The sequence below is a fragment of the Tepidiphilus sp. J10 genome, from assembly GCF_006980785.1.
Taxonomy (GTDB): domain Bacteria; phylum Pseudomonadota; class Gammaproteobacteria; order Burkholderiales; family Rhodocyclaceae; genus Tepidiphilus; species Tepidiphilus olei.
Window position 1 is genome coordinate 714,660 of the sequence record NZ_SBHP01000001.1, and the last position, 24,709, is coordinate 739,368.

The 24,709-nt window shown below is 63.9% G+C and carries 23 protein-coding genes, 1 tRNA gene and 2 pseudogenes; 11 read left to right on the forward strand and 15 right to left on the reverse strand.

What is annotated here, in order from left to right; genetic code table 11:
• Nucleotides 1–79 precede the first annotated feature (79 nt).
• From EPD81_RS03520 to EPD81_RS03540, 5 genes are all read right to left on the reverse strand, one after another.
• Nucleotides 80–1,408 (reverse strand): ammonium transporter, encoded by a 1,329-nt coding sequence (locus EPD81_RS03520; RefSeq protein ID WP_185955338.1) that lies wholly within the window; start codon nucleotides 1,406–1,408, stop codon nucleotides 80–82.
• A 23-nt stretch (nucleotides 1,409–1,431) separates the two neighbouring features.
• Nucleotides 1,432–1,770, reverse strand: coding sequence for a P-II family nitrogen regulator (gene glnK / locus EPD81_RS03525; RefSeq protein WP_142804009.1), 339 nt, complete (start codon nucleotides 1,768–1,770; stop codon nucleotides 1,432–1,434).
• A 256-nt stretch (nucleotides 1,771–2,026) separates the two neighbouring features.
• Nucleotides 2,027–2,809: a MetQ/NlpA family ABC transporter substrate-binding protein gene (locus EPD81_RS03530; protein WP_142804010.1), complete on the reverse strand. Its 783-nt coding sequence runs from the start codon at nucleotides 2,807–2,809 to the stop codon at nucleotides 2,027–2,029.
• Nucleotides 2,810–2,850: 41 nt separating this feature from the next.
• Nucleotides 2,851–3,516: a methionine ABC transporter permease gene (locus EPD81_RS03535; protein WP_142804270.1), complete on the reverse strand. Its 666-nt coding sequence runs from the start codon at nucleotides 3,514–3,516 to the stop codon at nucleotides 2,851–2,853.
• Nucleotides 3,516–4,523: a methionine ABC transporter ATP-binding protein gene (locus tag EPD81_RS03540; RefSeq protein ID WP_142804011.1), complete on the reverse strand. Its 1,008-nt coding sequence runs from the start codon at nucleotides 4,521–4,523 to the stop codon at nucleotides 3,516–3,518. Before EPD81_RS03540 ends, EPD81_RS03535 begins: the two co-directional genes overlap by 1 nt.
• 52 nt (nucleotides 4,524–4,575) lie before the next feature.
• Here EPD81_RS03540 and dctP point away from each other — a divergent pair.
• The 3 genes and pseudogenes from dctP to gdhA all read left to right on the forward strand — a co-directional run.
• Nucleotides 4,576–4,894, forward strand: a pseudogene (gene dctP / locus EPD81_RS10945) (TRAP transporter substrate-binding protein DctP); the annotation flags it as partial.
• A gap of 120 nt (nucleotides 4,895–5,014) precedes the next feature.
• Nucleotides 5,015–5,314 (forward strand): annotated as a pseudogene (locus tag EPD81_RS03550) (TRAP transporter large permease subunit); the annotation flags it as partial.
• Nucleotides 5,315–5,444: 130 nt separating this feature from the next.
• On the forward strand, nucleotides 5,445–6,788 hold the full coding sequence (gdhA, locus tag EPD81_RS03555; protein ID WP_142804012.1) for an NADP-specific glutamate dehydrogenase: 1,344 nt from the start codon (nucleotides 5,445–5,447) through the stop codon (nucleotides 6,786–6,788).
• Between the two features lie 42 nt (nucleotides 6,789–6,830).
• Here the strand turns inward: gdhA and EPD81_RS03560 are convergent, their stop codons facing one another.
• From EPD81_RS03560 to cydP, 6 genes are read right to left on the reverse strand one after another with little or no spacing between them, the layout of a single operon-like run.
• A complete protein-coding gene (locus EPD81_RS03560) occupies nucleotides 6,831–7,796 on the reverse strand; it encodes an SLAC1 anion channel family protein (RefSeq protein ID WP_142804013.1) in 966 nt (321 codons plus the stop codon).
• A gap of 40 nt (nucleotides 7,797–7,836) precedes the next feature.
• The gene (locus tag EPD81_RS03565) at nucleotides 7,837–8,145 is read right to left on the reverse strand and encodes a cyd operon YbgE family protein (protein WP_142804014.1); all 309 of its coding nucleotides are present in this window, start codon (nucleotides 8,143–8,145) and stop codon (nucleotides 7,837–7,839) included.
• Entirely contained in the window at nucleotides 8,135–8,269 is a 135-nt protein-coding gene (gene cydX, locus EPD81_RS03570; RefSeq protein WP_142804015.1) for a cytochrome bd-I oxidase subunit CydX, read from the reverse strand. The genes EPD81_RS03565 and cydX overlap by 11 nt, the downstream gene beginning before the upstream one ends.
• 59 nt (nucleotides 8,270–8,328) lie before the next feature.
• Entirely contained in the window at nucleotides 8,329–9,465 is a 1,137-nt protein-coding gene (gene cydB / locus EPD81_RS03575) for a cytochrome d ubiquinol oxidase subunit II (RefSeq protein WP_185955339.1), read from the reverse strand.
• A 24-nt stretch (nucleotides 9,466–9,489) separates the two neighbouring features.
• Nucleotides 9,490–11,055: a cytochrome ubiquinol oxidase subunit I gene (locus tag EPD81_RS03580; protein ID WP_142804017.1), complete on the reverse strand. Its 1,566-nt coding sequence runs from the start codon at nucleotides 11,053–11,055 to the stop codon at nucleotides 9,490–9,492.
• Between the two features lies 1 nt (nucleotide 11,056).
• A complete protein-coding gene (gene cydP, locus EPD81_RS03585) occupies nucleotides 11,057–11,281 on the reverse strand; it encodes a cytochrome oxidase putative small subunit CydP (protein WP_142804018.1) in 225 nt (74 codons plus the stop codon).
• Nucleotides 11,282–11,574: 293 nt separating this feature from the next.
• On the opposite strand from cydP, the gene EPD81_RS03590 reads away from it, so the two are divergent.
• A complete protein-coding gene (locus tag EPD81_RS03590; protein ID WP_142804019.1) occupies nucleotides 11,575–12,861 on the forward strand; it encodes a sigma-54-dependent Fis family transcriptional regulator in 1,287 nt (428 codons plus the stop codon).
• Nucleotides 12,862–13,130: 269 nt separating this feature from the next.
• On the opposite strand, the gene EPD81_RS03595 is transcribed toward EPD81_RS03590, so the two are convergent.
• The 3 genes from EPD81_RS03595 to EPD81_RS03605 form a co-directional block, all read right to left on the reverse strand.
• The gene (locus EPD81_RS03595) at nucleotides 13,131–14,141 is read right to left on the reverse strand and encodes a cytochrome d ubiquinol oxidase subunit II (RefSeq protein WP_142804020.1); all 1,011 of its coding nucleotides are present in this window, start codon (nucleotides 14,139–14,141) and stop codon (nucleotides 13,131–13,133) included.
• Nucleotides 14,138–15,484: a cytochrome ubiquinol oxidase subunit I gene (locus EPD81_RS03600; protein ID WP_142804271.1), complete on the reverse strand. Its 1,347-nt coding sequence runs from the start codon at nucleotides 15,482–15,484 to the stop codon at nucleotides 14,138–14,140. The genes EPD81_RS03595 and EPD81_RS03600 overlap by 4 nt, the downstream gene beginning before the upstream one ends.
• A gap of 77 nt (nucleotides 15,485–15,561) precedes the next feature.
• Nucleotides 15,562–17,268 carry an L-lactate permease gene (locus EPD81_RS03605; RefSeq protein WP_142804021.1) on the reverse strand — a complete coding sequence of 569 codons (1,707 nt, stop codon included), beginning with the start codon at nucleotides 17,266–17,268 and terminating at the stop codon, nucleotides 15,562–15,564.
• A 520-nt stretch (nucleotides 17,269–17,788) separates the two neighbouring features.
• Between EPD81_RS03605 and EPD81_RS03610 the strand changes: the two genes are divergently transcribed.
• Nucleotides 17,789–17,864 (forward strand) — tRNA-Arg (locus EPD81_RS03610).
• 5 nt (nucleotides 17,865–17,869) lie between these two features.
• Here EPD81_RS03610 and EPD81_RS03615 read toward each other — a convergent pair.
• The gene (locus tag EPD81_RS03615) at nucleotides 17,870–18,367 is read right to left on the reverse strand and encodes a hypothetical protein (protein WP_142804022.1); all 498 of its coding nucleotides are present in this window, start codon (nucleotides 18,365–18,367) and stop codon (nucleotides 17,870–17,872) included.
• 64 nt (nucleotides 18,368–18,431) lie between these two features.
• On the opposite strand from EPD81_RS03615, the gene EPD81_RS03620 reads away from it, so the two are divergent.
• The 6 genes from EPD81_RS03620 to EPD81_RS03645 are packed head-to-tail and all read left to right on the forward strand — an operon-like array spanning nucleotide 18,432 to nucleotide 24,680.
• Nucleotides 18,432–18,860 carry a DUF1924 domain-containing protein gene (locus tag EPD81_RS03620; RefSeq protein ID WP_206673231.1) on the forward strand — a complete coding sequence of 143 codons (429 nt, stop codon included), beginning with the start codon at nucleotides 18,432–18,434 and terminating at the stop codon, nucleotides 18,858–18,860.
• A 16-nt stretch (nucleotides 18,861–18,876) separates the two neighbouring features.
• Entirely contained in the window at nucleotides 18,877–19,437 is a 561-nt protein-coding gene (locus EPD81_RS03625) for a diheme cytochrome c (protein WP_142804023.1), read from the forward strand.
• Nucleotides 19,438–19,449: 12 nt separating this feature from the next.
• On the forward strand, nucleotides 19,450–20,070 hold the full coding sequence (locus EPD81_RS03630; protein ID WP_142804024.1) for a cytochrome b/b6 domain-containing protein: 621 nt from the start codon (nucleotides 19,450–19,452) through the stop codon (nucleotides 20,068–20,070).
• A 10-nt stretch (nucleotides 20,071–20,080) separates the two neighbouring features.
• Nucleotides 20,081–20,758: a response regulator gene (locus EPD81_RS03635; protein WP_142804025.1), complete on the forward strand. Its 678-nt coding sequence runs from the start codon at nucleotides 20,081–20,083 to the stop codon at nucleotides 20,756–20,758.
• Nucleotides 20,755–22,110 (forward strand): sensor histidine kinase KdpD, encoded by a 1,356-nt coding sequence (locus EPD81_RS03640; protein ID WP_142804026.1) that lies wholly within the window; start codon nucleotides 20,755–20,757, stop codon nucleotides 22,108–22,110. Before EPD81_RS03635 ends, EPD81_RS03640 begins: the two co-directional genes overlap by 4 nt.
• Nucleotides 22,107–24,680 (forward strand): cation-translocating P-type ATPase, encoded by a 2,574-nt coding sequence (locus tag EPD81_RS03645; RefSeq protein ID WP_142804027.1) that lies wholly within the window; start codon nucleotides 22,107–22,109, stop codon nucleotides 24,678–24,680. The genes EPD81_RS03640 and EPD81_RS03645 overlap by 4 nt, the downstream gene beginning before the upstream one ends.
• Nucleotides 24,681–24,709: the final 29 nt, after the last annotated feature.

The window sequence follows — 24,709 nt, forward strand, 5'->3', positions numbered from 1 at the left end:
GACTGCGGCCCACCGACCAAGAAAAAGCCCCCGGCTCACCACCGGGGGCAACGACGTAATGCCGTCGGAGAGGAGATTTTTACAGGCGATACGCCGTCTCACCGTGTGCGGTCACGTCCAGACCCTCGCGCTCCTCTTCCTCGCTCACGCGCAAGCCTCCGGTGAGCGCTCCGGCCACTTTGAAGGCGAGGAAGGCCACCACGGCGCTCAGGACGAGCGTGACGACCACGCCATAAAACTGAACCCACACTTGATGGACGATGGAAAAATCCGCATCGCCCGTTCCGCCGAGCAGGGGTGAGGTAAAAACCCCGGTGAGCAGCGCCCCGACGATACCGCACACTGCATGGACGCCGAAGACGTCGAGCGAATCGTCGATGCCATGCCAGCGCTTGAGGGCGCTCACGCCCCACAGACCGGCCACGCCGCCAACGAGCCCCATGACGATGGCACCAATCGGACCCACCGTACCACAGGCCGGCGTGATCACCACGAGCCCGGCCACCGCGCCCGAAGCCGCTCCGAGCATGGACGGCTTGCCTTTGACGAGCGCCTCGGTTGCACTCCAGGAGAGCACCGCCGCCGCCGTGGCGAACAGTGTGTTGAGAAAGGCGATCGCCGCACCCGAGGTCGCCTCGAGGTTGGAGCCGGCGTTGAAGCCGAACCAGCCCACCCACAGGAGCGAAGCGCCCACCATGGTCAATGGCAGGGAGTGCGGTGCGAGCGCTTCACGGCCATAGCCGAGGCGCTTGCCCACGAGCATCGCCCCCACGAGCCCCGCCACGCCGGCGTTGATGTGCACCACCGTGCCGCCGGCGAAGTCGATCGCTCCCTCCTCGAGCAGCCAGCCGCCCGGCCCCCAGACCATGTGGGCGATCGGCAGGTAGGAGAAGGTGAACCACAGCACCGTGAAGACCATCACCGAGGCGAACTTGATGCGCTCGGCAAATGCTCCGACGATGAGCGAACACGTGATGGCAGCGAACGTCCCCTGAAACGCGATGAAGACGTACTCCGGCAGTTTCACTTCGTCGGTGAAGGTGTCGGCGAGGCTCTCGGGCGTCACGCCACTGAGGAACACCTTGGCAAACGACCCCAGCCAGGGCATCGCCTCGGTGAAAGCAAGGCTGTAACCATAAAAGGCCCACAGCACCAGCACGAGCGAAGTCACCATCAACACCTGCATGAGCACCGAGAGCACATTCTTCGCCCGTACCATGCCGCCGTAGAAGAGCGCCAAGCCCGGCACGATCATCATCAGCACCAAGAGCGTGGCCGTCATCATCCAGGCGACGTCACCGCGGTGCACCACCGGTGCCGTCGCGCTCGCCGCTTCCTGCGCCCACGAAGGAAGAGAGGCCGTCGCCAGGAGCGCCACTGCGCCGAGTCGTTCGATTCCGTATTTCATGATCCGTCTCCTCGTCCTAACCGTCACAACGCCGCCGCGCCGGCCTCGCCGGTGCGGATGCGAATCGCGTTTTCGAGATCGAAGACGAAGATCTTCCCGTCGCCCACCTTACCGGTGAAAGCGGACTTCTCGATCGCCTCGAGCACCGGTTCGAGCAGCTCGTCGGCAATGGCCACTTCGAGCTTCACCTTGGGCAGGAAATCGACCACGTACTCCGCTCCGCGGTAGAGTTCCGTGTGCCCCTTCTGCCGCCCGAACCCCTTGACCTCGGTCACCGTGAGCCCTTGCACGCCGTTCTCCGAGAGTGCTTCGCGCACCTCGTCGAGCTTGAACGGCTTGATGATCGCCATGACGAATTTCATGTTCCTTCTCCGTAGCGGGTATGCCCACCCCTACGAAGCAGGAATCGTGCCAGAAGAGAGGAAGACGAAAAAAGGACGCGGCACGAACCGCGTCCCTGCGCACGGACGGCCCGGAATCGGGGCCTCCGTACCACCGATCACAGATGGGCCAGGCCGAATCGGACCGCCCCCGATGATCACTACTCGGGACGAATGCACCGTTTCGGTGCGTCAAACGGTCGATCCGTCCACTCTGGAGCGAATCGATCCGGGTCCTTCAAAACGCCGGCACCACCGCCCCCTGGTATTTCTCGAGGATGAAGCGCTTCACCGCCTCCGAGTGCAAGGCACGCACGAGCTTCTGCATGGCCTCGCCATCTTTGTTGTCCGACCGGGCGACGAGGACGTTCACGTAGGGCGAATCGGCCCCTTCGATGACGAGCGCGTCTTTCGTGGGGTTGAGTCCGGCCTCGAGTGCATAGTTGGTGTTGATGAGGGCCAGATCGACCTGGTCGAGGATGCGCGGCAGCGTGGCCGCCTCCAGTTCCTTGAACCGCAGGCGCTTGGGATTGTCGGCGATGTCGCGCGGCGTGGCGGTGATCTTCGCCGGATCCTTGAGCGTGATGAGGCCGGCGCGTTGCAGCAGCAGGAGCGCCCGCCCGCCGTTGGTCGGATCGTTGGGGATGGCCACGACGGCGCCCTCCTTGAGCTCGTCGAGCTTCTCGATACGGCGGGAATAGGCGCCGAAGGGCTCGATGTGCACCCCGGCCACCGCCACCAGATCGGTGCCGCGATCCTTGTTGAACTCGTCCAGGTAGGGTTTGTGCTGGAAGAAGTTGGCATCCATGCGCTTCTGCGCCACTTGGATGTTGGGCTGGACGTAGTCGGTGAACACCCTCACCTCCAACTCCACCCCTTCCTGGGCGAGCATGGGTTTGACGTACTCCAGGATCTCGGCATGCGGCACGGGCGTGGCCGCCACCGACAGTTTCTCGGCCCAAGCGGCCGGAACGAGACCGAGCGAAGCGCCCAGGATCAGCAGGGCGTTTTTCCATTTCATGACACGACACTCCTTCCTTGATTGAAAAATCCGCTGCCACCCTAGCGGCGGCTGAAACGCAGCACGAGCCGATCGCCCAGCATCTGCAACAATTGCACGAGCACCACCAGCAGGGCCACCGTGATGACCATCACGTCGGTCTGGAAACGCTGGTAACCGAAACGGATGGCCAGATCTCCCAGGCCGCCCCCGCCGATCACCCCCGACATGGCGGCGTACGACACCAGGGTGATGGAGGTGACGGTGACTCCGGCGAGGATCCCCGGCAAAGCCTCGGGCAGGAGCGCCCCGAAGACGATCTGCGGCACCGTCGCCCCCATGGCTTGGGTCGCCTCCACGATGCCCCGATCCACCTCCCGCAGCGCCGCCTCCACCAGACGAGCGAAGAGCGGCGCCCCGCCCACCACCAGCGGCGGAATGGCCCCCGGCACCCCCAGCGAGGTTCCCACCAGCACGACGGTGACCGGGATCATGACGATGAGCAGGATCACGAACGGCACGGAGCGCAGCAGATTGACCACGAAAGAGAGCACCGCATAGACGAGCGGCTGCTCCAGCAGCTGGCGCTTGCCCGTGAGAAAGAGCGCGACCCCCAAGGGCAAACCCAGCAGCACAACGAAAAAGAGGGACACACCGACCATGACTAGCGTATCCCAGCAGGCCCGGCCGATCTCCAGCCAATCCACATTGGTCAGCCATTGCGCCATCATCGCAGCACCTCCACATCCACCCCTGCTGCGGCGAACGCCTGCAGCGCCGCCTCCACGTCCCCCCTGACGAAGGAGAGAGTCAATTGACCGTAAGGAACGTCCTTGATGTGATCGATGCGGCCGGCGAGGATGCTGAAATCCACCCCGCAGCGCCGCACCACCTCGCCCAACAACGGCCGGTAGGTCGACTCTCCCTTGAACGTCAGCCGTACCACGCGCCCCTCCGCGTGCTGCAGGCTCTCCTGGAATTCCTCCCTATCGACGTGCTCGCTCTCGAGCACGAATTCACGCGTCGTGGGATGGCGGGGATGGAGAAAGACCTCACTCACGGGCCCGGTCTCCACCACCCGTCCACCGTCCATCACCGCCACGCGGTCGCACACCCGCCGCACCGCGTCCATCTCGTGCGTGACGAGCACGATGGTGAGCCCCAGGCGACGGTTGATGTCGGAGAGCAGCTGCAGCACCGAACGGGTGGTCTGTGGATCGAGGGCGCTGGTGGCCTCGTCCGACAGCAGGATGGAAGGACGACAGGCCAGCGCCCGGGCGATACCCACCCGCTGTTTCTGCCCGCCGGAGAGCTGGGCTGGATATTTGTCCGCGTGCTCGCTCAAGCCGACCAGGGCGAGCAGCTCCTCGACCCGCGCCGCGATGGCGGCCTTGGATTCCGTGCCGGCGATCTTCAGGGGAAAGGCTACGTTCTCCGCCACCGTCTTGGACGAGAGCAGGTTGAAATGTTGGAAGATCATGCCGATGCGCCGACGGAAGGCGCGCAGCTGCGCCGGCGCCAGGCGGGTGACGTCCTCGCCTTCCACCACGACGCGCCCCTGGCTCGGACGCTCGAGCAGATTGACGAGACGCAGCAACGTAGACTTCCCCGCGCCGGAATGCCCGACGATGCCGAACACTTCCCCTCGTTCGATCGTCAGCTGCTCGACTTCCAGCGCGAGCGTTTCCTGCCCCCGGACGAGGTACGTCTTGCGTACGCCGTCGAATTCGATCACATCCACCGTCCTTCAGTGCAAAAAGCGGATTTTCGCATGGGAAGACGATCCTCTCTACGGGCTGAAGATTCGCGTCGTCGGTTCGCCGCTCTTTCTCGCCACGTTCAACGCCCTAGGCGCCAACCCGACGCAGATGATCTGGGCCGACGCCTTGCCGGCCATGGCGACCGGTGCCGTAGACGGTCGGGAGAATCCCCTGTCGGTGTTCAACGCCGCCAAGCTGCACACGGTGGGGCAGAAATACCTGACCCTGTGACGTCGCCGATCCGCTCATCTTCGCCGTCCACAAGAACGGCTGGAGCCCGGAAGACCGGCAACTCGTGCTGGAGGCAGCACAGCAAGCCGCGCGCGAGGAAATCGCCCGTGCTCGCCTTCCTCGGCTCCGTACCGGCTTTTTTGAACGATCGCCACATCCGCGTTACCGTCGCCCTCTACCTCTTCCTTCACCTGGTATGCGGCACGCCTCACCACGGCCGCCGCTGGGCAAGAGTTTCTTCGACGCGATCTCGATTTTCCTCATCCTGCTGCCGCTGCTCGTGCCGATCGCCCAGGCGATGGGCTGGGATCTCGTCTGGTTCGGGGTGATGATGACGATCAACCTGGCGATCGGGCAATTCACTCCGCCGATGGCCCTGGCGCTGATGATCACTTCCCGCATCGCCGGCATCCGCATGGAAGAAACTTTCCGCTGGGTGTCGTGGTTCGTGCTGGCCATGGGCCTGGGCCTCGCGGCCTTGATCGTCTTCCCGGAATTGGTGCTGTGGTTGCCACGTCGGATGGGTCTTGGCTGAAAGTGCACCTTTTGAACACAAAGAGTGCATTCAGTCACCACAACGGTGCGATAATTATCGAATTTGGTGCAAGGCGAAGGGCGTGCGCCGCGCACCGACCCGTTGTTTCCACTCTGAAAGGCGCCAAGCCATGAAATACCCCACGCTGCAAAGCTTCCTCGACTACGTTGCGCAACGCAACCCCGGTCAGCCCGAGTTCCTGCAAGCGGTGACCGAAGTGATGGAGAGCCTGTGGCCGTTCATCACGCAGCACCCGCGCTACGCGCAGCACGCGCTGCTCGAGCGCCTCGTCGAACCCGAGCGCGTCATCATGTTCCGCGTCTCCTGGGTCGACGACCACGGCGAAGTCCAGGTCAACCGCGGCTACCGCATCCAGCACAACTCCGCCATCGGCCCCTACAAGGGCGGACTGCGTTTCCACCCCTCGGTGAACCTCTCCATCCTCAAATTCCTCGCCTTCGAGCAGACCTTCAAGAACGCCCTCACGACGTTGCCCATGGGTGGCGGTAAGGGCGGCTCTGACTTCGATCCCAAGGGCAAGAGCCCCGGCGAAGTCATGCGCTTCTGCCAGGCCTTCATCACTGAACTCTACCGCCACATCGGCGCCGACACCGACGTACCGGCTGGCGACATCGGCGTGGGCGGGCGCGAGGTCGGCTTCATGGTCGGCATGATGAAGAAACTCACCAACGAGTCTTCCTGCGTCTTCACCGGCAAGGGCCTCTCCTACGGCGGCTCGCTGATCCGGCCCGAATCCACCGGCTACGGCACGGTGTATTTCGTCGACGAGATGCTGCGCCACGCCGGCCGCAGCCTGGAAGGGATGCGCGTCGCGGTATCGGGCTCCGGCAACGTCGCCCAGTACGCCATCGAAAAACTCATGGAGATGGGGGCCAAACCCATCACCTGTTCCGATTCCAGCGGCACGGTGGTCGACGAGGAAGGATTCACGCCGGAAAAGCTCGCCATCCTCATGGAGGTGAAGAACCACCGCTATGGTCGCGTCTCGGAATACGCCCAACTCGTCGGTGCCACCTTCATTCCGGGCGCCAAGCCGTGGAACGTGCCGGTAGACGTGGCGCTGCCCTGCGCGACCCAGAACGAGCTCGACGCCGACGACGCGATGACGCTGGTGGAGAACGGCGTGGTGGCGGTGGCCGAAGGCGCGAACATGCCCTGCACACCGGAAGCGGTCAAGATCTTCGAGCATCGCGGCGTGCTCTATGCGCCGGGCAAGGCGAGCAACGCGGGCGGCGTGGCCACCTCCGGCCTGGAGATGAGCCAAAACGCCATGCGGCTTTCCTGGACGCGCGAAGAAGTCGACGCTCGGCTCAGGGAGATCATGAAAGGCATCCACGACGCCTGCCTGCAGTACGGTCTGCGCGAGGACGGCTCCGTGAGCTACAGCGACGGCGCCAACATCGCCGGTTTCGCCAAAGTGGCCGACGCCATGCTCGCCCAGGGGGTCATCTGACCGCCTGCCGCGCCCGGTGCCCTCGGCGCCGGGCGTTTTTCTTCAATGCCCCTCCACGCAGATCTCTCGCCGCGCCACGGCGATGGCGGTACGCACCAGCAGCAGCACGATGAGCAGGGTCAAGATCGCCAGCAGCACGATGCCCAGGCCGCGGTAGAAGCCCAACCCCGTCTCCTTGGCCATGATCATGGTGGCGATGGTGAGCGCCGCCAGCGGGAAAGAGTACGCCCACCACGACAGGAAGAATTTCAGCCGCACGAAGTAATTCGCCTGCACCGCGAGCAACAGGGCGAAAAAGAGCGCCACGCCGTAGAGCACGTGCGCGAAAGCGTCGACCTGCCCACCCAGGTTGTACCAGGAGATGAACCCAACGGCCGGCGGTGCGATGAAAATGAACAGCGTCGGCACGAAACGCTCGGGCAGGCTGGTGTGAAAGATGAGCCGGTAGAAGAGGATCGCCGTGAGCACCGGCCAGAAAAACAAGCCGATGCTGAAGAAGAACCACGATATCTCGACCGGCGCATGGTGCAAGCCGGCGATCGGCACCAGGATGTTTCCCACCACCGGGATGAACCACGCCGGGTTCATGTGCGTGATCTCGTACTTCGTGTGGTGCATCCACGACGACATGACGTAGAGCGTGAGTGCCAGGTGCAAGAGCGTACCGACGCTCCACAGCCAGAACGACAATCGCGGCGCATCGTGCAGCAGCACGATCGATAACAGAATCATGCCGATCGAGATGGTGGGGCCGAACGCCTGCTTGACCGGATGAGCGAACTCCTCGCGCACCGCGCCGGGATACTTCGCCGCCTTGGCCGCATACAGCACCGCCACCAAGACGAACAAGCCCAAGGCGATCCAGCGCAACACGCAGCTCGGGGCGAAGCCGACATCGTAGACCGTCTCGGCCCGCATCCAGGCGATCGAGAAGCCCGTGAAGCCCATGATCATGGAAAACCACGCCACGGGGAAATTCTTGAGGCGGGAAGAGGGGTGTTCATTCATGGTTGGTCACCGCGGGAAAAAGCATCCGTAACCGGTTCGACTATATCACGGCGGCGCCGGCAAAGCGCCACGCCAGCGCCCCGGCGAGCGCCGCGAACGCCGCCCAACCGGAGAAGATCCACCGCCAAAGCCAAAAGCGCGGGATGAACCCCACCCCGCGCACGAAACCGGCCGCCATGGCCCAGAACCACAACATCGCCAGACCATGGTTGGCCTTGCCGGATGCCTCGGCCAGCCAATCGGGGCGAAAACTGCCCACCAGCATCAAGGCGATCCCCACTCCCAGCGCCAGCGGCTGGATCGAGGCCGACCGGATCTCCTCCCTACCAGGCACTGCTTCAGGTGGCATGGGTCTCGCCCTGCGAGCGGGACCGTTTCTCCCTTGCATCCTCCTGCGCTTCCCACCACAGGCCGACCACGATGGCCAAGAGGACGGCAAAACCCACACCCAACGCCCAGGCAAAATACCACATGCGAATCTCCTTCGATCCGGTGCGGCGAAGCAGGATGCCTCGCCGCGGGTTGTATCGGTTCAGTACGCCTGCTTCTCGTTTTCCAGGATATAAGCCTTCGTCACCTTGCCGGCCATCACCTTGTAGGCCCACGACGTGTAAGCGATGATGAGCGGCATGAAGATGACGGTGGCCCAGAACATCACCGTGAGGGTGAGATGGCTCGAGACCGAATCCCACACGGTGAGCGAGGAGCGTGGATCGCTCGAGGAAGGCAGGATGAAGGGAAACATCGCCACGCCCGCCGTACCGATGATGCCGACGATCATGAGGGCGGAAGCCCAGAAGGCGAAGAAGGTGCGGCCGGCGCGTACCGCCCACAGCGCCGCCAGACCGCCCAGGAAGGCGAGCGCCGGCACGGCCCACAGCAGCGGGTGGTGGCGATAGTTCGCCATCCATGCCCCCGCCTCGCGTACCACCTCCTTCGCGAGCGGGTTGGGCAACCCGGCAGGATCGGCCCCGGCGGCGATCACGTAGCCGGGGATGCTCTGCACCCACACCCCGGCAGCGGCAAAGGCCACGAGCGCGATCACGCCAAAGAGGAGCGCGGCGCGCACCGCACGCTGGTGGACGTCCCCTTCCGTGCGATGCGCCAGATAGACCGCGCCGTGAAAAGTGATCATGGCCGAGCTCACCACCCCGGCGAGCAACGCGAAGGGGTTGAGCAGGCCCCAGAAGGACCCTTCATAGTAGGGCACGAGGTTGGCGTCGAAATGGAACGGAACGCCTTGCAGCAGGTTGCCGAACGCCACGCCGAAGATGAGCGGCGGCACCGCCCCGCCCACGAACAGGCCCCAGTCCCAGGTCTTGCGCCACGTGGCATTGTCGATCTTGCTGCGGTAGTCGAAGCCTACCGGACGGAAAAAGAGCGCCCACAGCACGGCGAGCATCGCCCAGTAAAAGCCCGAGAAGGCCGTGGCATAGACCAAGGGCCAGGCGGCAAAGATCGCCCCGCCGCCGGTGATGAACCACACCTGGTTGCCGTCCCAATGCGGGCCGACGGTGTTGATGATGACGCGCCGCTCGGTGTCGTCCTTGCCGACGAAAGGCAGCAGCGTCCCCACCCCCATGTCGTGCCCGTCCATCACGGCGAAGCCGACGAGCAGCACCCCGACGAGCAGCCACCAGATGACCTTCAGCGTTTCATAATCCATCATGATCTTCTCCCGAGATAGGGTTGTTCAGGCAGACTGCATCGCACCTTGGCGTTCCCAGTGATAGCGCCCGGTCCCCAGCGTGGAAGGCCCTAGCCGCCCGAAGCGGAACATCAGGTAGAGCTCGACGATGAGAAGCAGCGTGTAGAAGCCCACGAACCCGGCGAGCGACCCGTAGAGGCTCTCCACCGAAAGGGTAGAGACGGAGAGGTGGGTGGGCAGCACTTCGGCGATCGTCCAAGGCTGACGGCCATACTCGGCCACGAACCACCCCATCTCGGAAGCGACCCAGGGCAAGGGCAAGAACCACAGCGCCCAGCGCAACAGCCAGCGTTTCTCGGCGAAACTGTCCTTGATGCTGTACCACAACGCAGCACCGAAGAGAGCGATGAAGGAAAAGCCCAGCAGCACCATGATGCGGAATGTCCAGAAGAGGGGCGTCACCGGCGGTACCGTCGAGGCGGCGGCCTTGTCCATGATCTCGGGCGTGACCTGCGAGATATCCGCCACGTATTTGCGCGTGAGCAGCCCGAAACCTAGATTTTCCTTGTGGGCTTCGAAGAGCGCCAAGGCCTGGGGATCGGACGCGTCGCGGCGCAGCACATCGAGCGCCTTGACCGCCTCCACCCCGGATTCGACCCGTTCGCGGTTACGCGCGATGATCTCCTTGATTCCGGGAAGAGGCGTGTCGAGCGAGCGGGTGCCGATGATGCCGAGCACCCACGGAATCTCGAGCTCCCAGGTATTGCGCTGATTGGCTTCGTCGATTCCCGCGAGGAGCTTCAGGCCAGCCGGCGCCGGCTCGGTCTCCCACATCGCCTCCAGGGCGGCGAGCTTGCTCTGCTGGGTTTCGGCCATGGTGTAGCCGGATTCATCCCCGAGCACGACCACCGAACAGGCCGAGGCGAAGCCGAAGGCGGCCGCCACGCGGAAGCTGCGCTTGGCGAATTCGAGATCCCGCTTCTTGAGAAGGTAATAGGCCGAGATCGAGAGCACGAACATCGCGCCGGTCACATAGCCGGCCGAGACGGTATGCACGAACTTCGCCTGCGCCACTGGATTGAAGATCACGTCCCAGAAACTCGTCATCTCCATGCGCATCGTCTGGAAGCTGAATTCCGAGCCCACCGGGTTTTGCATCCAGCCATTGGCCACCAGGATCCACAGCGCCGAGAGGTTGGTCCCCACCGCCATGAGCAGCGTCACTAGGAAGTGTTGGGTACGGGACAGGCGGTTCCAGCCGAAGAAGAAAAGCCCGATGAAGGTCGACTCGAGGAAGAACGCCATCAAGCCTTCGATGGCCAACGGCGCCCCGAAGATGTCGCCCACGTAGTGCGAGTAATAGGCCCAGTTGGTGCCAAACTGGAATTCGAGAGTGATGCCGGTGGTGACCCCGAGGGCGAAGTTGATGCCGAAGAGCTTGCCCCAGAATTTCACCATGTCCTGGTAGACCTGCTTGCCGGTCATCACGTAGAGCGCTTCCATGATCACCAGTATCCAGGTGAGCCCCAAAGTTAGGGGGACGAACAGGAAGTGATACATCGCCGTGGCGGCGAACTGCAGGCGCGAGAGATCGACGAGCGTTTCGTTCATGTTATGGCTCCTGCGAAGCGGAAAGAACCGGGGAAGACGACGAAGACGAAGGTTTGGAGAAGGAGGAAGGCGCCCCGGCGGCCTGTGCCTGCATCCGTTCCGCGCCCACTTCCACCCGGGCATCGCGAACGAAGACCCACCACAAGGCGGTGAGCAGGAAGAGCTTGAGCAGCAGCACCACGACGATCTCGCGGCGCAGTCGCCGGGCGAGCGTTTCCGTTTCCATCGACCTCCTCCTCGAACACGACGCCGGCCATGGTAGTAGGCCGTGGTCTGGCGCGTCAATTGACCATGGTCAAAAAATTGAGAAAATTCAAAAAGATAAACATGGAACCCAGGTCACACCGATATGAAAGCAAATTTCATGCCACCGGAAGCGATTTTTGGCGCAACCAAGATTTGCTCCCGGAGATTCAACGCGTTGCCTCCCCAGCTCCCTCGTCACCACCCCCCTTTTCTCGATCCTTCTTTTGTCAAAAATGTCAAAATAGCTCCCAAGATTTGACAGGTATGTCAGCCATGTCCTTGCCCACCGAACTGCTCCAGCTGCTCGAATCCTTGTTCGAACCGCGCATCGTGGTCGATACCGCCTACCGTATCCTCGCGGCCAATGCGGCCTACCGCCGCGAGTTCGGCGAAGACCCCTCCGTGATCGGGCGCACCTGCTACGAGGTGTCACACCACTTCGATCGCCCCTGCGACCAGTGCGGCGAATCCTGCCCTCGCCAGCAAGCGTGGAAAAGCGGACGACGCAGCCGCGTGATCCATCGCCATCACACGCCGCGCGGAGAGGAGTTCGTCGAAGTCGAAATCCTGCCTCTGCAAGACGACAGAGGCCAGACGACGCTCTTCGTCGAAACGATGCGTTTTCTCGGCGGCAAAGGGATGCCGTCGCCCACCTTGGGCATGGTGGGCAATGCCTCTTCTTTTCTGCGCATGCTGGAACTGCTCGAACGGGCCGGGCCGGCAAATACCCCGGTGCTGCTGCTGGGTGAATCGGGCACAGGCAAGGAACTGGCCGCCCAAGCGCTGCACCGCCTCTCGCCGCGCCGCGACCGACCCTTCGTGCCGGTGGATTGTTCGGGGCTGCCCGAAACCCTCTTCGAATCGGAACTGTTCGGGCACGAGAAAGGGGCATTTACCGGCGCCAGCCGGCGCAAGACCGGTCTGGTCGAGGTAGCCGACGGCGGAACCCTCTTCCTCGACGAGATCGGCGACCTTCCGCTCACGCAGCAAGTGAAGCTGCTGCGTCTGCTGGAAACGGGCACCTACCGGCGCGTGGGCGGCGTCGAGACGCTGCGCTCGGATTTCCGCCTGGTGGCCGCCACCCACCGCGACCTGCAGCGCATGGTGGAAGAAGGCACGTTCCGCCGCGACCTCTATTACCGCATCAGCGCCTTTCCCGTGCGCCTGCCGCCCCTGCGCGAACGGCGCGAGGATCTGCCGCTGCTCGTTGCCCACCTCCTCGAGCGCCTCGCACCCCAACGCAGCGTGCGCCTGAGCGCCGCGGCCATGTCCCGCCTGAAGGAGCACGATTTCCCCGGCAACGTGCGCGAACTGCGCAACCTCCTCGAACGGGCGCTCCTGCTGGCCGACGGCGAGCTGATCGAACCATGGCATCTGACCGGATTCGCCGACAGCCCCTCCGGCGGACGGGCCCATACGGCCGACGACGAGATCGTTCCCTTGGCCGAACTCGAACGACGTTATCTACATCGCGCACTCGAGCGGCTGGGCGGCGACAAAAAAGCCCTGGCCGCCCGCCTAGGCATCAGCGAGCGCACGCTCTATCGCAAACTGCGCTGATGCCTTCGTTTCATTTCGTTTCCTCGCTCCGGCGTTGACGGTTTTTTCGGCGTCAAGGCAAAACAGCAATGTCCGGTAGTTGGGCAAGAACCATGTCCTTGGAAAGCTTGCGGCGGTAGTACATGGCACAGCAGCGCGCCAGCTCCTCAGCCTTGCCCTCGTAGGGAAGCTCACCTAGGCCAGCCGCGCTCAGCAACACATCCTGCCTGCCTCGAAAAACGGAATTTACAGCAGGAACGATACACAACCACCAGGATTTCAATAGGAATTCAGGAGTAAGTCAGTTCGCGTGTCTTGCCCCAGAACACCCGGTAGACGAAAACCGTGTATGCAACGATGGCTGGCAGCACCACGACGGCACCGATGAAGATGACCCACAGCGCCTGCGGATGGGCCGCAGCCTCCCATATATCGAGCTTATCGATAATCACGTCAGGAAAGACGCTATAGGAAAGTCCATAGAAGGACAGCAGAAAAATGCCCACCGCCATGGAAAAAGGCAACCAGCACAGATGCTGATCCCCCTGTCCGAGGTGCCGGTCCAGGCGAGGCAGCATGAGCAAAAGCAACACGAAGAGCGCCAAGGTGAGCAAAGGCAACGGCAACAGCAGGAAGAATTCCGGCATTTCGAACCACTTGGCGGCAATGCGCTCGCTGACCAAAGGCGTAACGAGGGAAACCGCCGCGACGCAGAGGGCTGTACCGAAAACACCATAGCGCGCCCAGCCGATGGCCTGGCGTTGCAGCGTCCCTTCGCTTTTCATGATGAGCCAGCAAGCGCCCAGAAGCACGTAAGCCGCGGACAATCCCACTCCCACGAGCAGCGCAAAGGCCCATGCCTGCCAGCCCGGTTCAAAAGCCGTCAGGTAACGACCCAGCATCACCCCTTGCGCCATCGAGGCAATCAGAGAACCAGCCGCAAAAACCCGATTCCATAGCCCTTTGTAGCGCACTCCCGCCTTGACTCGGAAGTCGAAGGCAACGCCACGCAAAATGAGGCCGATCAACATCACTGTCACGGGGAGGTACAGCGCTTGCAGGATGATGCCATGGGCTTTGGGGAAGGCGACCAACAAAAGACCGACCCCCAGCACCAGCCAAGTTTCGTTTGCATCCCAAAACGGGCCAATGGAGCTGACCATCGTGTCCTTGTCGTCATCCTTCGCGAATGGAAGCAGGATGCCCACCCCCAGATCGTAGCCGTCGAGCACGACGTACATCAGCAGGGATAACGCCATCAGCCCCGCAAAGGCCATCGGAAGCCAGATCTCCGCATTCATCGGGCCACTCCTTTTCCAGGCTCGCCCATAGACGCGGGCCCATTTGAGCCCGCCTTGCGCGCCATGTAGAACAATACCGAGATGTACGCAAAAAGCATAACAACATACACCCCGAGATACATCGTCAGCGAGACGGCCACCATTGCGGCGGGAACGTCGCCCACGGCATCCTTGGTAGCGAGAACACCGTGCACCAGCCAAGGCTGACGGCCGATTTCGGTGACATACCAGCCGGCGACGGTGGCGATCCACCCGGAAAAAGTCATGCCCACCAGCGCCTTGGCCACCCAAGGCGAGAGCATTTTCCGGCGCACCAATTGCCAGGCTGCAACCCAGGATACGGCCAGCATGATCAAGCCCACACCGACCATGATGCGGAAGCTCCAAAACACCTTGGCCACGGGCGGATGCATTCCCTCGAAGTCGTTCAAGCCTTTGATCTCGCCGTCCAGCGAATGCGTCAAAATCAGACTGGCACCCCGAGGAATACTAATTTCATAATCGTTTCGTCGCTCGGCCTCGTTGGGTAGTGCAAAAAGCAGTAAAGGCACACCACGCTGGGTTTCCCACACGCCTTCCATGGCCGCAATCTTCGCCGGTTGATGCTCGAACGTATTGAGACCATGCAAATCTCCTACGAAAATCTGGAGCGGAATCAGTGCAGCCGCGCTCAACACACCGGTGCGCAGCGCCTTCATGACGCCACTGCTGCGGTCACCACGCAGCCAACGATAGGCCGACAGTCCAGCCACCAAGAATGCGGCCGTCAATCCCGACGCCAGTAGCATGTGCGTCAATCGGTAGGGCAAGGAGGGATTGAACAAGGCGGCGAGCCAGTCGGTGATGACGATCTGGCCTTCCACCATTTCATAGCCGGCTGGCGTCTGCATCCAGGAATTGAGGGTAAGTATCCAGAACGCCGAAGCAGTGGTACCCAAGGCCACCAAGAAAGTGGCGATGTTGTGGGTACGCTCGGAGACGAAGCGGCGGCCAAACAGCATGATGGCGAGGAATGTTGCCTCCAGGAAGAAGGCCGTCAGCACCTCGTAGGCCAACAGAGGCCCGGCGATATTGCCCACCGTATTCATGAAACCCGGCCAGTTGGTACCAAATTGAAAGCTCATGGTCACGCCACTGACCACGCCCAGGGCAAAGCTCAGGGCAAATACCTTGACCCAGAATCCATAAGCATCCAGCCAAGCCGTATCGCCGGTTTTCGTGTAACGGATCTTGAAGAACAACAGTATCCACGCCAACGCAATGGTGATCGAGGGAAACAAAATGTGGAACGTAATGTTGGCAGCGAACTGAATCCTCGCCAGAATCAACGCATCGAGTTCCATCATCACGCCTCCCATTCGTTTCCCTCGAAGCCGGTCACGTCGACTCGGCCGCCGGATGACCGGCCGGTTGACGCCCGTCAGCCAGCGGATACGCGCATCAACGGGTCGCTCACGCCGATCACGTAGAAGCCAATCAGCGCAATGGTGCCAGCGACGACCAGGTAGTAGAGGGTCGGCAGGATGGTTATGCGTAGGGTGATCCCCTCCCGTCCGAGCAATCCCACCGTGGCCGAAGCGGCAACCACGTTGTGAATGGCGATCATGTTACCAGCCGCGGCCCCCACCGATTGCAACGCCACCATGAACGCCGAGGACAAACCGAGCTGCTGGGCCACGTTGAACTGGAAATCGGACAGCATCAGGTTGGAGACGGTATTGGAACCGGCGATGAAGGCACCGAGCGCTCCGACGGCAGGGGCGAAGAAGGGGTAGATTTCACCCACGCTGTCGGCCACGAACTGAGCCATCGCCACGGGCATGGAGACCAGATCGGCAGCGTTTACGCCGGAGTTGATCAGGATCCGCACCATCGGGATGGTAAAGATCAGCACGAAGCCGGCGCCGAGAATGGTGCGCGACGATTCGCTGAACGCAGCTTTGAGCTCACCGAATCGCATACGGTGCAACAGGGCGGTGAGCAGCGCCACGAACAACAGGATACCACCGGGCAGGTAGAGTGGGGCGATGCTTCCTGTTACGCCGGCTTCGCCCAAGATGTTGCTCCAGCCGAAGGAAAGCGCAGTGAGCGTCTCGCGCAAGGGGTCGATGGTACGCGTAGCCACCAGAAAAGCCGCAAGCAATACGTAAGGGACCCAGCCCATGAAAGTGGAAATGGGGGTCTTGCCGACGATATCGTCGAGCTTGATATCGAACTTGCCTAGCCACTCGTCAGGCCAGGACTTTCGCTCGGGGAAGTCCCAAGTATCCTTGGGAATCAGGAAGCCTCGACGAGCGGCTGGCACGACGATGGCCAGTCCAATCAAAGCGCCGATCATGGAAGGAAACTCCGGCCCGAGGAGCACCCCGGCCAGCACGTAGGGCACCACGAAGGAAATCCCGGTAAAGAGGGCGAAGGGAGTGATGGACAGCCCTTCCTTCCAGGATTTGTTGGCGCCAAAGAATCGCACCATGATCACCACCAAGACGAGCGGCATCAGGATGCCGACGAGGCCGTGGACGATGGCCACTTCGGCAGTGATCAGACGAAAGTACTCGAGCCAGCCATAACCACCGGCCTCCAGCTGAGCAACGATGACATCTCGGTTTAGGCCGCCGGAGACGCCCACCACGATGGGCGTACCCACGGCGCCGAAGGAGACCGGCGTGGACTGGATCATCATACCCACCACTACGGCAGCCAACGCCGGGAAGCCAAGTGCCACCATCAGCGGAGCGGCTACCGCGGCGGGAGTACCAAAACCCGAAGCACCCTCGATGAAGCAGCCGAACAACCATCCAACGATCAACGCCTGGACACGGCGGTCGGGGCTGATGCCGGAAAAACCTTTACGGATGGCGGCAATGCCTCCGGAGTGTTTGAGGGTGTTGAGCAACAAGATGGCACCGAAGATGATCCAAAGGATCGACACGGTGAGTATCAACCCCTGCAGGGTGGAAGCGAGCACGCGGTTGAAGCTCACCTCCCAAGCGAAGAGCGCGATCAGCGCCGTGACCACATAGACGAGCGGCATGGCGGTACGGGCCGGCATACGTAGGCCGACCAACAACACGCCGGCAAGTACCAGCGGAAAAAAGGCAAGCAAAGCAAGGGTGACGTCGTTCATCGCGCGAAACTCCTAAGTCGTCGTTCTGCGAAGTTGCGAACGAACCGCCGTTAGCGGATGCAGGTCGAGGCGCTCGTAACCCGGAGGGTAGGGCATGTCGCCCATACAAGCAAACAACCGACTACAGGAGCGCGTCGCTGCACGCCCATACGACGAATCGTTCTCGGTCTGTTCTCTAGTCGACATGGGCTTGACAACGGTGACCCCCAAGCCATCGAATGCCTGAGCAATGACACATCCGGGGTGCAGTCCGATTTCTAGATCCGTTGAAACGCAGCGTGCTCGACCCATCCTAGATCAGGGTCCATGAAACGCGGGACCTCGGCTGCACAGGGGGCACCACGTTGCCGCTCAGGGGCTACTCGCAAGGCTCATGATTGGTCTCCTCCGTGGGTTGAGCGCGCTGGAATGCGTCCGGTTAGAGTCGTTTTGTTTGCATGGCAAAGGACGTGCCTGATGTTATCCCGACTCTCGCTTGGGTACAATCCGCGAATTGTATGAGATAATACTGCCCCTTGAAGCGCCCGTAGCTCAGGGGATAGAGCGTTGGCCTCCGAAGCCAAAGGTCGCAGGTTCGATTCCTGCCGGGCGCGCCAGAATTTTACCTCCTACCACCCTCGGTGGGCAGCCAACCACAAAACATTCGTTTTACCCGACCAACAGCACGAATATCGTTGCAGACCTCACCAAAAATTTGTTGAGCGCGCGCAACGATCATCCACGCTCTTCTTTCCTGTTTCAGGGCAAGGCGCTCCGAGCAAACGATCCGAGCAACATCATCCAAGTAGACGAGCATCAGCGCCTGCCGTAGTACACCCCTTTCGGCCGTGCGGAAAGTCGTTCGAGGGTGCGCACACGTTTTTCCGTGTCGTTCCGGGAAACGTGGGGTGACGGAGAGCGCACGAAGATCCCCTTTCTTGTGGGGTCTGACGAACTGATACCCCGCCTCTTCCATGAACGCCTCTCCATCGCTCATCGGCTCCGCCCTTTTGCCGTCTCCGCCAGCATTGGTCTGATCCGGCAAATCGCCGACGAACGCGGCGCCACCACCCTCGATCGTGCCGACGCCACACTCCTGCTCGCCAAACGCGATGGGCATTTAACTCCCCGTTAAGGCCCCTGTGCTCCAATGAGCACGTGCGCATCACGACGAAGAGGTCGCCATGAAATCCCCGATCTTCCGCAAGCGAGCCACCTGGCTCTTTTCCATCCTGCTCTCCGGCTTTTCTCTCTGCGCCGTGGCCGAAACGCCGGCGACGATGGCCGAGCGCTATGCGCAGCGCGCCGCCCAGGAACAGCCGGGTTTCACCCCCGACCCCGGCCGCGGCGAAGCCTTCTATCGCCAGAATCACGGTGTGTCGGCCGACATGCCCGGCTGCCATGCCTGCCATGGCCACGATCCCCGGCAAGCGGGCAAACACGTGGTCACCGGCAAGACGATCGCGCCGCTCGCGGTGAGCGCCAATCCCGAGCGGTTCACCGACGAGGCCAAGATCGAAAAATGGTTCCGCCGCAACTGCAAGGAAGTGGTGGGACGCGAATGCACGGCGGCGGAGAAAGCCGATTTTCTCGCCTGGCTCGTGCGCCAATGACCGAAGGAGACCCGACATGAATGCGATCGAACGACTTTACCGTCGCTACGGACATCTTTTCACCACCGCCCTGTGCGCCGCCCTCATCGCTGCGCCGATCGTGGTCTCGGCCGAAGAGCGGCACGAACGCGCCGAACAGGAGAAGCACGAGACCCGCTATAAAGACAAGAGCAAAGGGGCGCCGCTCTCGCCGCTCTACCGTCAGGAATGCGGCAGCTGCCACGTTCCCTTCCCGCCGTCCTTGCTCTCGGCCGAGGATTGGCGCAAAGTGATGGCCGACCTCGCGCACCACTACGGGGACGACGCCTCACTGTCCCCGCAGACGGCGCAGGAGCTCACCGACTTTCTCGTGCGCAATGCGGGCGATGGCCGTCGCACGCAAGGTGCGGGAGATCCGCCGCGCATCACGCGAACGCGCTGGTTCGAAAAAGAGCACGACGAAGTTCCCGCCGCGGCCTGGCGCGACCCTCGGGTGAAATCCCCGGCCAACTGCGGCGCCTGCCACAAGCGGGCCGAAGAAGGCTCGTACCGCGAGCGCGAGATCGACATCCCCGGCTATGGTCCCTACAAGGACTAACGGAGCCTCGTCATGGAGCCGAACGAAAACAAGGTATTGATCTGGGACGCCGTCGTGCGGCTCGGGCACTGGCTGATGGCGCTCGGGTTCCTCGTCGCCTGGCTCACCGGCGAGTCCGAGCGGCTGCGGCTCGTGCACGTGGCTGCCGGCGGCACGGTGGCCGCAGTGGTGCTCTTTCGCGTGGTCTGGGGCTTCGTCGGCCCGTGGTCGGCGCGATTCTCCTCTTTCGTGCGTCCCTGGCGCGAAGTTTGGGACTACCTCGTCGGCTTGATACGCTTGCAGCCGCCCCATTACACCGGGCACAATCCGGCGGGCGGCATCGCCATCCTCGCCTTGCTCGCCCTCGGGGTCCTCACGCCCCTCGTCGGATGGTGCGCCTACGAAGAGATCGGCGGCAAGTTCGTCGAAGAGGCGCACGAGGCGCTGGCGAACCTCATGCTCGCCGTGGTGCTGGTGCATCTGGCCGGGGTGTTCATCGGCAGTCTCGCCCATCGCGAGAATCTCGTCCGCGCGATGGTGCTGGGGGTGAAACGCGGCGCGCCGCAGGAAGCGATCGGGCGGCCCTACACCCCCATGGCCGTCGTGCTGTTCGTCTGGGTGGCGATCGTGGTCTACTGGTTGCTGCGCCAATGAAGGAGCAAAGATGCGGGTATTGCTCGTCGAGGACGATGCGCTCCTAGGCGCGGGCCTCGAACGGGGGCTGGAGGCCCTGGGGATGAACGTGGCATGGGCACGGGAGGCGGCTTCGGCCTTCCGCCTGCTGCAGTCCGAGCCGTTCGACGCCGTGGTGCTCGATCTGGGCTTGCCGCAGGAAGACGGGATGCACGCGCTCAGGCGTTGGCGCGCCGAGGGGCTCGTCCTCCCGGTGCTGATCCTGACGGCGCGCGACGCGCTCTCCGAGCGCATCGCCGGCCTCGACGAGGGAGCGGACGACTACGTGGTGAAGCCGGCCCCGCTCGAGGAGATCGCCGCCCGCCTGCGGGCGCTGGTGCGCCGCGGCGAGGGGCGGGCGCGTTCGTTCATCGACCTGGGGCGTCTGCGCCTGGACACGGCCGGACACGCCGTGTGGTTCGACGGTGCGCCGGTGGAGCTCTCGGCGATGGAATACCGCCTGCTCGAGCGCCTCGCGCGCAGCCCGGGCCGGGTCTTCACCAAGATCCAGCTCGAGCAGGCGCTCTACGAGGCGGACGAAGCTCCCGACAGCAACGTGCTGCAGGTGCTCATCCATCATCTGCGTCGCAAGATCGATCCGGACATCATCGACACGGTGCGCGGTCTGGGTTATCGCCTGGGTCCGGCGGCGCAAGGAGCCGCACGATGACCCTCTGGCGCCGGCTCGGCCATTCGCTGCGCCTGCGCCTCACGCTCTGGCTACTTGCCGGGGTGGCGCTCTTCTGGCTCGTCTCACTCGCCTACGTCGTGAGGGAAAGCAGCAAGGAGGCAAGGGAGCTGCTGGATGCGCGGCTCGTGGCAAGCGTCGAGGCGATTTCCGCGGTCCCGCTGGGCCGAGGAGAAGCGGCGTACCCCGAACCGCCGGACAAACGAGCGCGAAAGGCTGGCAAGCACGCCGGCGTGCTGGTGCTCGATCCCGGTGGTGGGGAGATCGTGCGCTTTGGCTCGCTGCCGCCGGGCGCCGATTTTTCCCGGCTCGAGGACGGCTTTCATCGTCTTCCCGGCAAACCGGGCTGGCGCGTCTATGCCAGCACCCGCCCCGACGGGGCGCGGGTGTTCGCCGCGCATCCGCTGGATCTGCACGGCGAACTCACCGAAGAGCTGGTAGAACACTCGGTGGAAACCCTCAGCGTGGGGGCCGGTGCGCTCGCACTTTTTTCCTGGTGGGCGATCGGGCGAGGATTACGCCCGCTCATGGCGCTGTCGCACGCTCTGCGGCGCCGTCGCCCGGACGCGCTCGAGCCGGTCGACTTGCCCGATGCGCCGCAGGAACTCGAACCCGTGGTAGGGGCGGTCAATGAGCTACTCGCCCGCTTGTCCCAAGCCTTCGAGCGTGAGCGGCGCTTCACCGCCGACGTCGCCCACGAACTGCGCACACCGATCGCCGCGATCGCGGCGCATCTGGACGCCGCCCTCGTCGAAGGCGACGAGGCGCGCCGCCGGGAAGCACTGCAAGCCGCGCGCGAAGGCACGACCCGCGCCGCCCAGCTCATCGAGCAATTGCTCACGCTCGCGCGCCTGGGACACGACGCGCGCCGGCCACGACGTACCATCGACGCCGCCGAAGTCGTTCGTCAGGAATTGGCCCTCCTCTGGCCGCAGGCCCAAGCCCTCGGTCACACGCTGGAGGTGGACTTGCCCGAGGCTCTGCCCGCCCTGCTCGCACCGGAGCCGCTCGCCCTCATCGTGCGCAATCTCGTCGGCAATGCACTGCGTCACACGCCGCCGGGCAGTACCGTGCGGGTCTCGCTGCGCCGAGAGGGGAACCTCATGCGGCTCGACGTCGAGGACGACGGCCCCGGCATTGCCCCGGAGCGGCGGGAAAAGCTTTTCGCCCCCTTTGCACGCGACTCCGCCGCCCCGGGCACGGGTCTGGGCTTGACGCTGGTGCGCGAAGCGGCGGAGCTCCTCGGCGCCCGCGTCGAACCCGGTGAGAGCCGCCTGGGCGGGGCACGATTCACCCTTACCCTTCCCGTACCGCCGGAAGGAACCGGCCGATGAGCGAATCACCCCCCTCCGGCACCGAGGAGACGTCGCGCGGACTCTCGAGCGAAGAGGCCCGGCGGCGCTTGGCCGACGAAGGGCCGAACGAATTGCCGCAGGAGCGCCGGCGCACGCCGTGGCGCATCGTGGGCGAAGTATTGCGCGAACCGATGCTCCTCCTGCTGCTCGCCGGCGCGGGAATCTACCTGCTCGTCGGCGACCTGACCGAAGGGCTGGTGCTGCTCGTCTTCGCCATTTTCTCCGTGCTGATCACGACGATCCAGGAGAGCCGCACCGAACGGGTGCTCGCCGCGCTGCGCGAACTCTCCAGCCCACGGGCGCTGGTCATCCGCGACGGGCAGCAGCAGCGCATCCCGGGGCGGGAAGTGGTGCGCGGCGACCTGATCGTGCTCGCCGAGGGCGACCGCGTCCCGGCCGACGCAGTGCTCCTCGAGGCCCAGGATCTGCTGGTCGACGAATCCTTGCTCACCGGCGAATCAGTCCCCGTGCGCAAAACCGCTCCGCACCCCGGAACTTCTTTGCCGCCGCCCTCGCCCGGCGGAGACGATCTGCCCTACGTCTTCTCCGGCACGCTCGTGGTGCGCGGCCGTGGGCTCGCGCGCGTCCTCGCCACGGGGGCACGCAGCGAATTCGGCAAGATCGGCACGGCGCTGGCGCACATCGACACCGAGCCACCGCGCCTGCAGCGCCAAACGCGGCAGATCGTGCGGCTCTTCGCCACCCTCGGCACGGCCACGGCGCTCGCCGCGACGCTACTCTACGGCAGCCTGCGCGGCAGCTGGACCGAAGCCTTCCTCGCCGGCATCGCGCTGGGCATGTCGATGCTGCCGGAGGAATTTCCCGTCGTGCTCGCCGTGTTCATGGCGATGGGCGCTTGGCGCATCTCGCGCGCCCGGGTGCTGACGCGGCGCGCCGCCGCCATCGAGACGCTCGGTTCGGCCACGGTACTGTGCACCGACAAGACCGGGACCCTGACCGAGAACCGCATGCGCGTGGTCGCCCTGCGCCGACCCGACGGATCGGTCTGGACGAGGGAAGACGACGCCTCCCTGCTGCCCGAACCCTTCCGGGCGCTGGCCGAGTGTGCCCGGCTCGCAAGCGCCGACGACCCCTTCGATCCGATGGAACTCGCTTTCCACGAGCTGGAGCGGCGCTGCCCGGAGCCGGTCACCATCGATCTCACCCCCGTAAAGGAATACGGCCTGCGGCCCGAGCTGCTCGCGGTGACGCGGGTGTGGCGCTCGGCTCGAGGCGAGATCCTCGTCGCCAGCAAGGGCGCCCCCGAGACGATCGCGACCCTGTGCCGCATGGACGAGGCGGCGCGCGCGGCATTGCTTGCGCAAGTGGAAGCGATGGCGAGTGAAGGCTTACGGGTGCTGGCGCTCGCCCGCGCCCAGGGTGCCGAGGATCCTTTGCCGGAAGATCCTCGCGCCTTCGCCTTTTCCTTCGTCGGCCTGGCCGGACTCGCCGACCCTCTGCGCCCCGGCGTGCCGGAAGCGGTGGCGCAGTGCCATTCGGCGGGCGTGCGTGTGGTGATGATCACCGGCGACTATCCGGCCACCGCCCGGGCGATCGCCCGGGCCGCCAGCATCGCCGCCGACGAGGTGATGACCGGCGAAGAACTGGCGCGGCTCGACGAGACCGAACTACGCCGACGGGCGTCGCAGGTGACGGTCTTCGCCCGTATCGCCCCCACGCAGAAACTGCGCCTCGTCGAAGCCCTGAAAGCGGCCGGAGAGGTCGTCGCCATGACCGGCGACGGCGTGAATGACGCCCCGGCGCTCAAGGCCGCACACATCGGCATCGCCATGGGCGGGCGCGGTACCGACGTCGCCCGCGAAGCGGCCGCGCTCGTGCTGCTCGACGACGATTTCGGCGCCATCGTGCAGGCGATCCGCCTGGGACGGCGCATCTACGACAACCTCGTCAAGGCGATGCTCTTCATCCTCGCGGTCCATCTGCCGATCGCCGGGTTGGCGCTGTTGCCCCTGCTGCTCGGCCTGCCGCTGGTGCTCGGTCCGATCCACATCGCCTTGCTGGAGATGGTGATCGACCCCGTCTGCTCCCTCGTCTTCGAAGCCGAACCCGAAGAGGACGACGTGATGCGCCGCCCACCGCGGCCACCGCAGGAACCGCTCTTCTCCTGGCCGCTGCTCACCTGGGGTGTGGCCCAAGGGGCGCTCGCCCTGGCGCTCGTGACCGGCGTGCTGCTGGGCGCGGTGGCGCGCGGCCTGTCGGACGAAGAAGTGCGCGCCCTCACCTTCTTCTCGCTCGTGACGAGCCTGCTGGGGCTCGTGCTCATCGACCGCTCGTTTTCGGCCTCGTTGCGGGAAGCGTTCCGGCGCCCGAACCCGATGCTGGCGGCGATCGCCGGCCTCGTCGCCGCCTTCTCCGCCGTCGTCCTGCTGTGGCCGCCGGCGCGCGACCTGCTGCATTTCGGCCCTTTGCACCCCGACGACGTGGCGCTCACCCTCGCCGTCGGTGCCGGCGTGCTGCTGCTCCTGGAAGCCGCCAAGAGTTGGCTGCGGCGCCATTTGCGCGCATTTCGCCGAGGAGACGGCATTTAAGCTTTCCTTAAGTTCGCCACCGTATCGTA

Coding starts and splice junctions, on each gene's coding strand:
- EPD81_RS03520 (WP_185955338.1), bottom strand. CDS start 1,408: ATGAAATACGGAATCGAACGACTCGGCGCAGTGGCGCTCCTGGCGACG.
- glnK (WP_142804009.1), bottom strand. CDS start 1,770: ATGAAATTCGTCATGGCGATCATCAAGCCGTTCAAGCTCGACGAGGTG.
- EPD81_RS03530 (WP_142804010.1), bottom strand. CDS start 2,809: ATGAAATGGAAAAACGCCCTGCTGATCCTGGGCGCTTCGCTCGGTCTC.
- EPD81_RS03535 (WP_142804270.1), bottom strand. CDS start 3,516: ATGGCGCAATGGCTGACCAATGTGGATTGGCTGGAGATCGGCCGGGCC.
- gdhA (WP_142804012.1), top strand. CDS start 5,445: ATGAAATACCCCACGCTGCAAAGCTTCCTCGACTACGTTGCGCAACGC.
- EPD81_RS03560 (WP_142804013.1), bottom strand. CDS start 7,796: ATGAATGAACACCCCTCTTCCCGCCTCAAGAATTTCCCCGTGGCGTGG.
- EPD81_RS03565 (WP_142804014.1), bottom strand. CDS start 8,145: ATGCCACCTGAAGCAGTGCCTGGTAGGGAGGAGATCCGGTCGGCCTCG.
- cydX (WP_142804015.1), bottom strand. CDS start 8,269: ATGTGGTATTTTGCCTGGGCGTTGGGTGTGGGTTTTGCCGTCCTCTTG.
- cydB (WP_185955339.1), bottom strand. CDS start 9,465: ATGATGGATTATGAAACGCTGAAGGTCATCTGGTGGCTGCTCGTCGGG.
- EPD81_RS03580 (WP_142804017.1), bottom strand. CDS start 11,055: ATGAACGAAACGCTCGTCGATCTCTCGCGCCTGCAGTTCGCCGCCACG.
- cydP (WP_142804018.1), bottom strand. CDS start 11,281: ATGGAAACGGAAACGCTCGCCCGGCGACTGCGCCGCGAGATCGTCGTG.
- EPD81_RS03590 (WP_142804019.1), top strand. CDS start 11,575: ATGTCCTTGCCCACCGAACTGCTCCAGCTGCTCGAATCCTTGTTCGAA.
- EPD81_RS03595 (WP_142804020.1), bottom strand. CDS start 14,141: ATGAATGCGGAGATCTGGCTTCCGATGGCCTTTGCGGGGCTGATGGCG.
- EPD81_RS03600 (WP_142804271.1), bottom strand. CDS start 15,484: ATGGAACTCGATGCGTTGATTCTGGCGAGGATTCAGTTCGCTGCCAAC.
- EPD81_RS03605 (WP_142804021.1), bottom strand. CDS start 17,268: ATGAACGACGTCACCCTTGCTTTGCTTGCCTTTTTTCCGCTGGTACTT.
- EPD81_RS03615 (WP_142804022.1), bottom strand. CDS start 18,367: ATGCCCATCGCGTTTGGCGAGCAGGAGTGTGGCGTCGGCACGATCGAG.
- EPD81_RS03620 (WP_206673231.1), top strand. CDS start 18,432: ATGAAATCCCCGATCTTCCGCAAGCGAGCCACCTGGCTCTTTTCCATC.
- EPD81_RS03625 (WP_142804023.1), top strand. CDS start 18,877: ATGAATGCGATCGAACGACTTTACCGTCGCTACGGACATCTTTTCACC.
- EPD81_RS03630 (WP_142804024.1), top strand. CDS start 19,450: ATGGAGCCGAACGAAAACAAGGTATTGATCTGGGACGCCGTCGTGCGG.
- EPD81_RS03635 (WP_142804025.1), top strand. CDS start 20,081: ATGCGGGTATTGCTCGTCGAGGACGATGCGCTCCTAGGCGCGGGCCTC.
- EPD81_RS03640 (WP_142804026.1), top strand. CDS start 20,755: ATGACCCTCTGGCGCCGGCTCGGCCATTCGCTGCGCCTGCGCCTCACG.
- EPD81_RS03645 (WP_142804027.1), top strand. CDS start 22,107: ATGAGCGAATCACCCCCCTCCGGCACCGAGGAGACGTCGCGCGGACTC.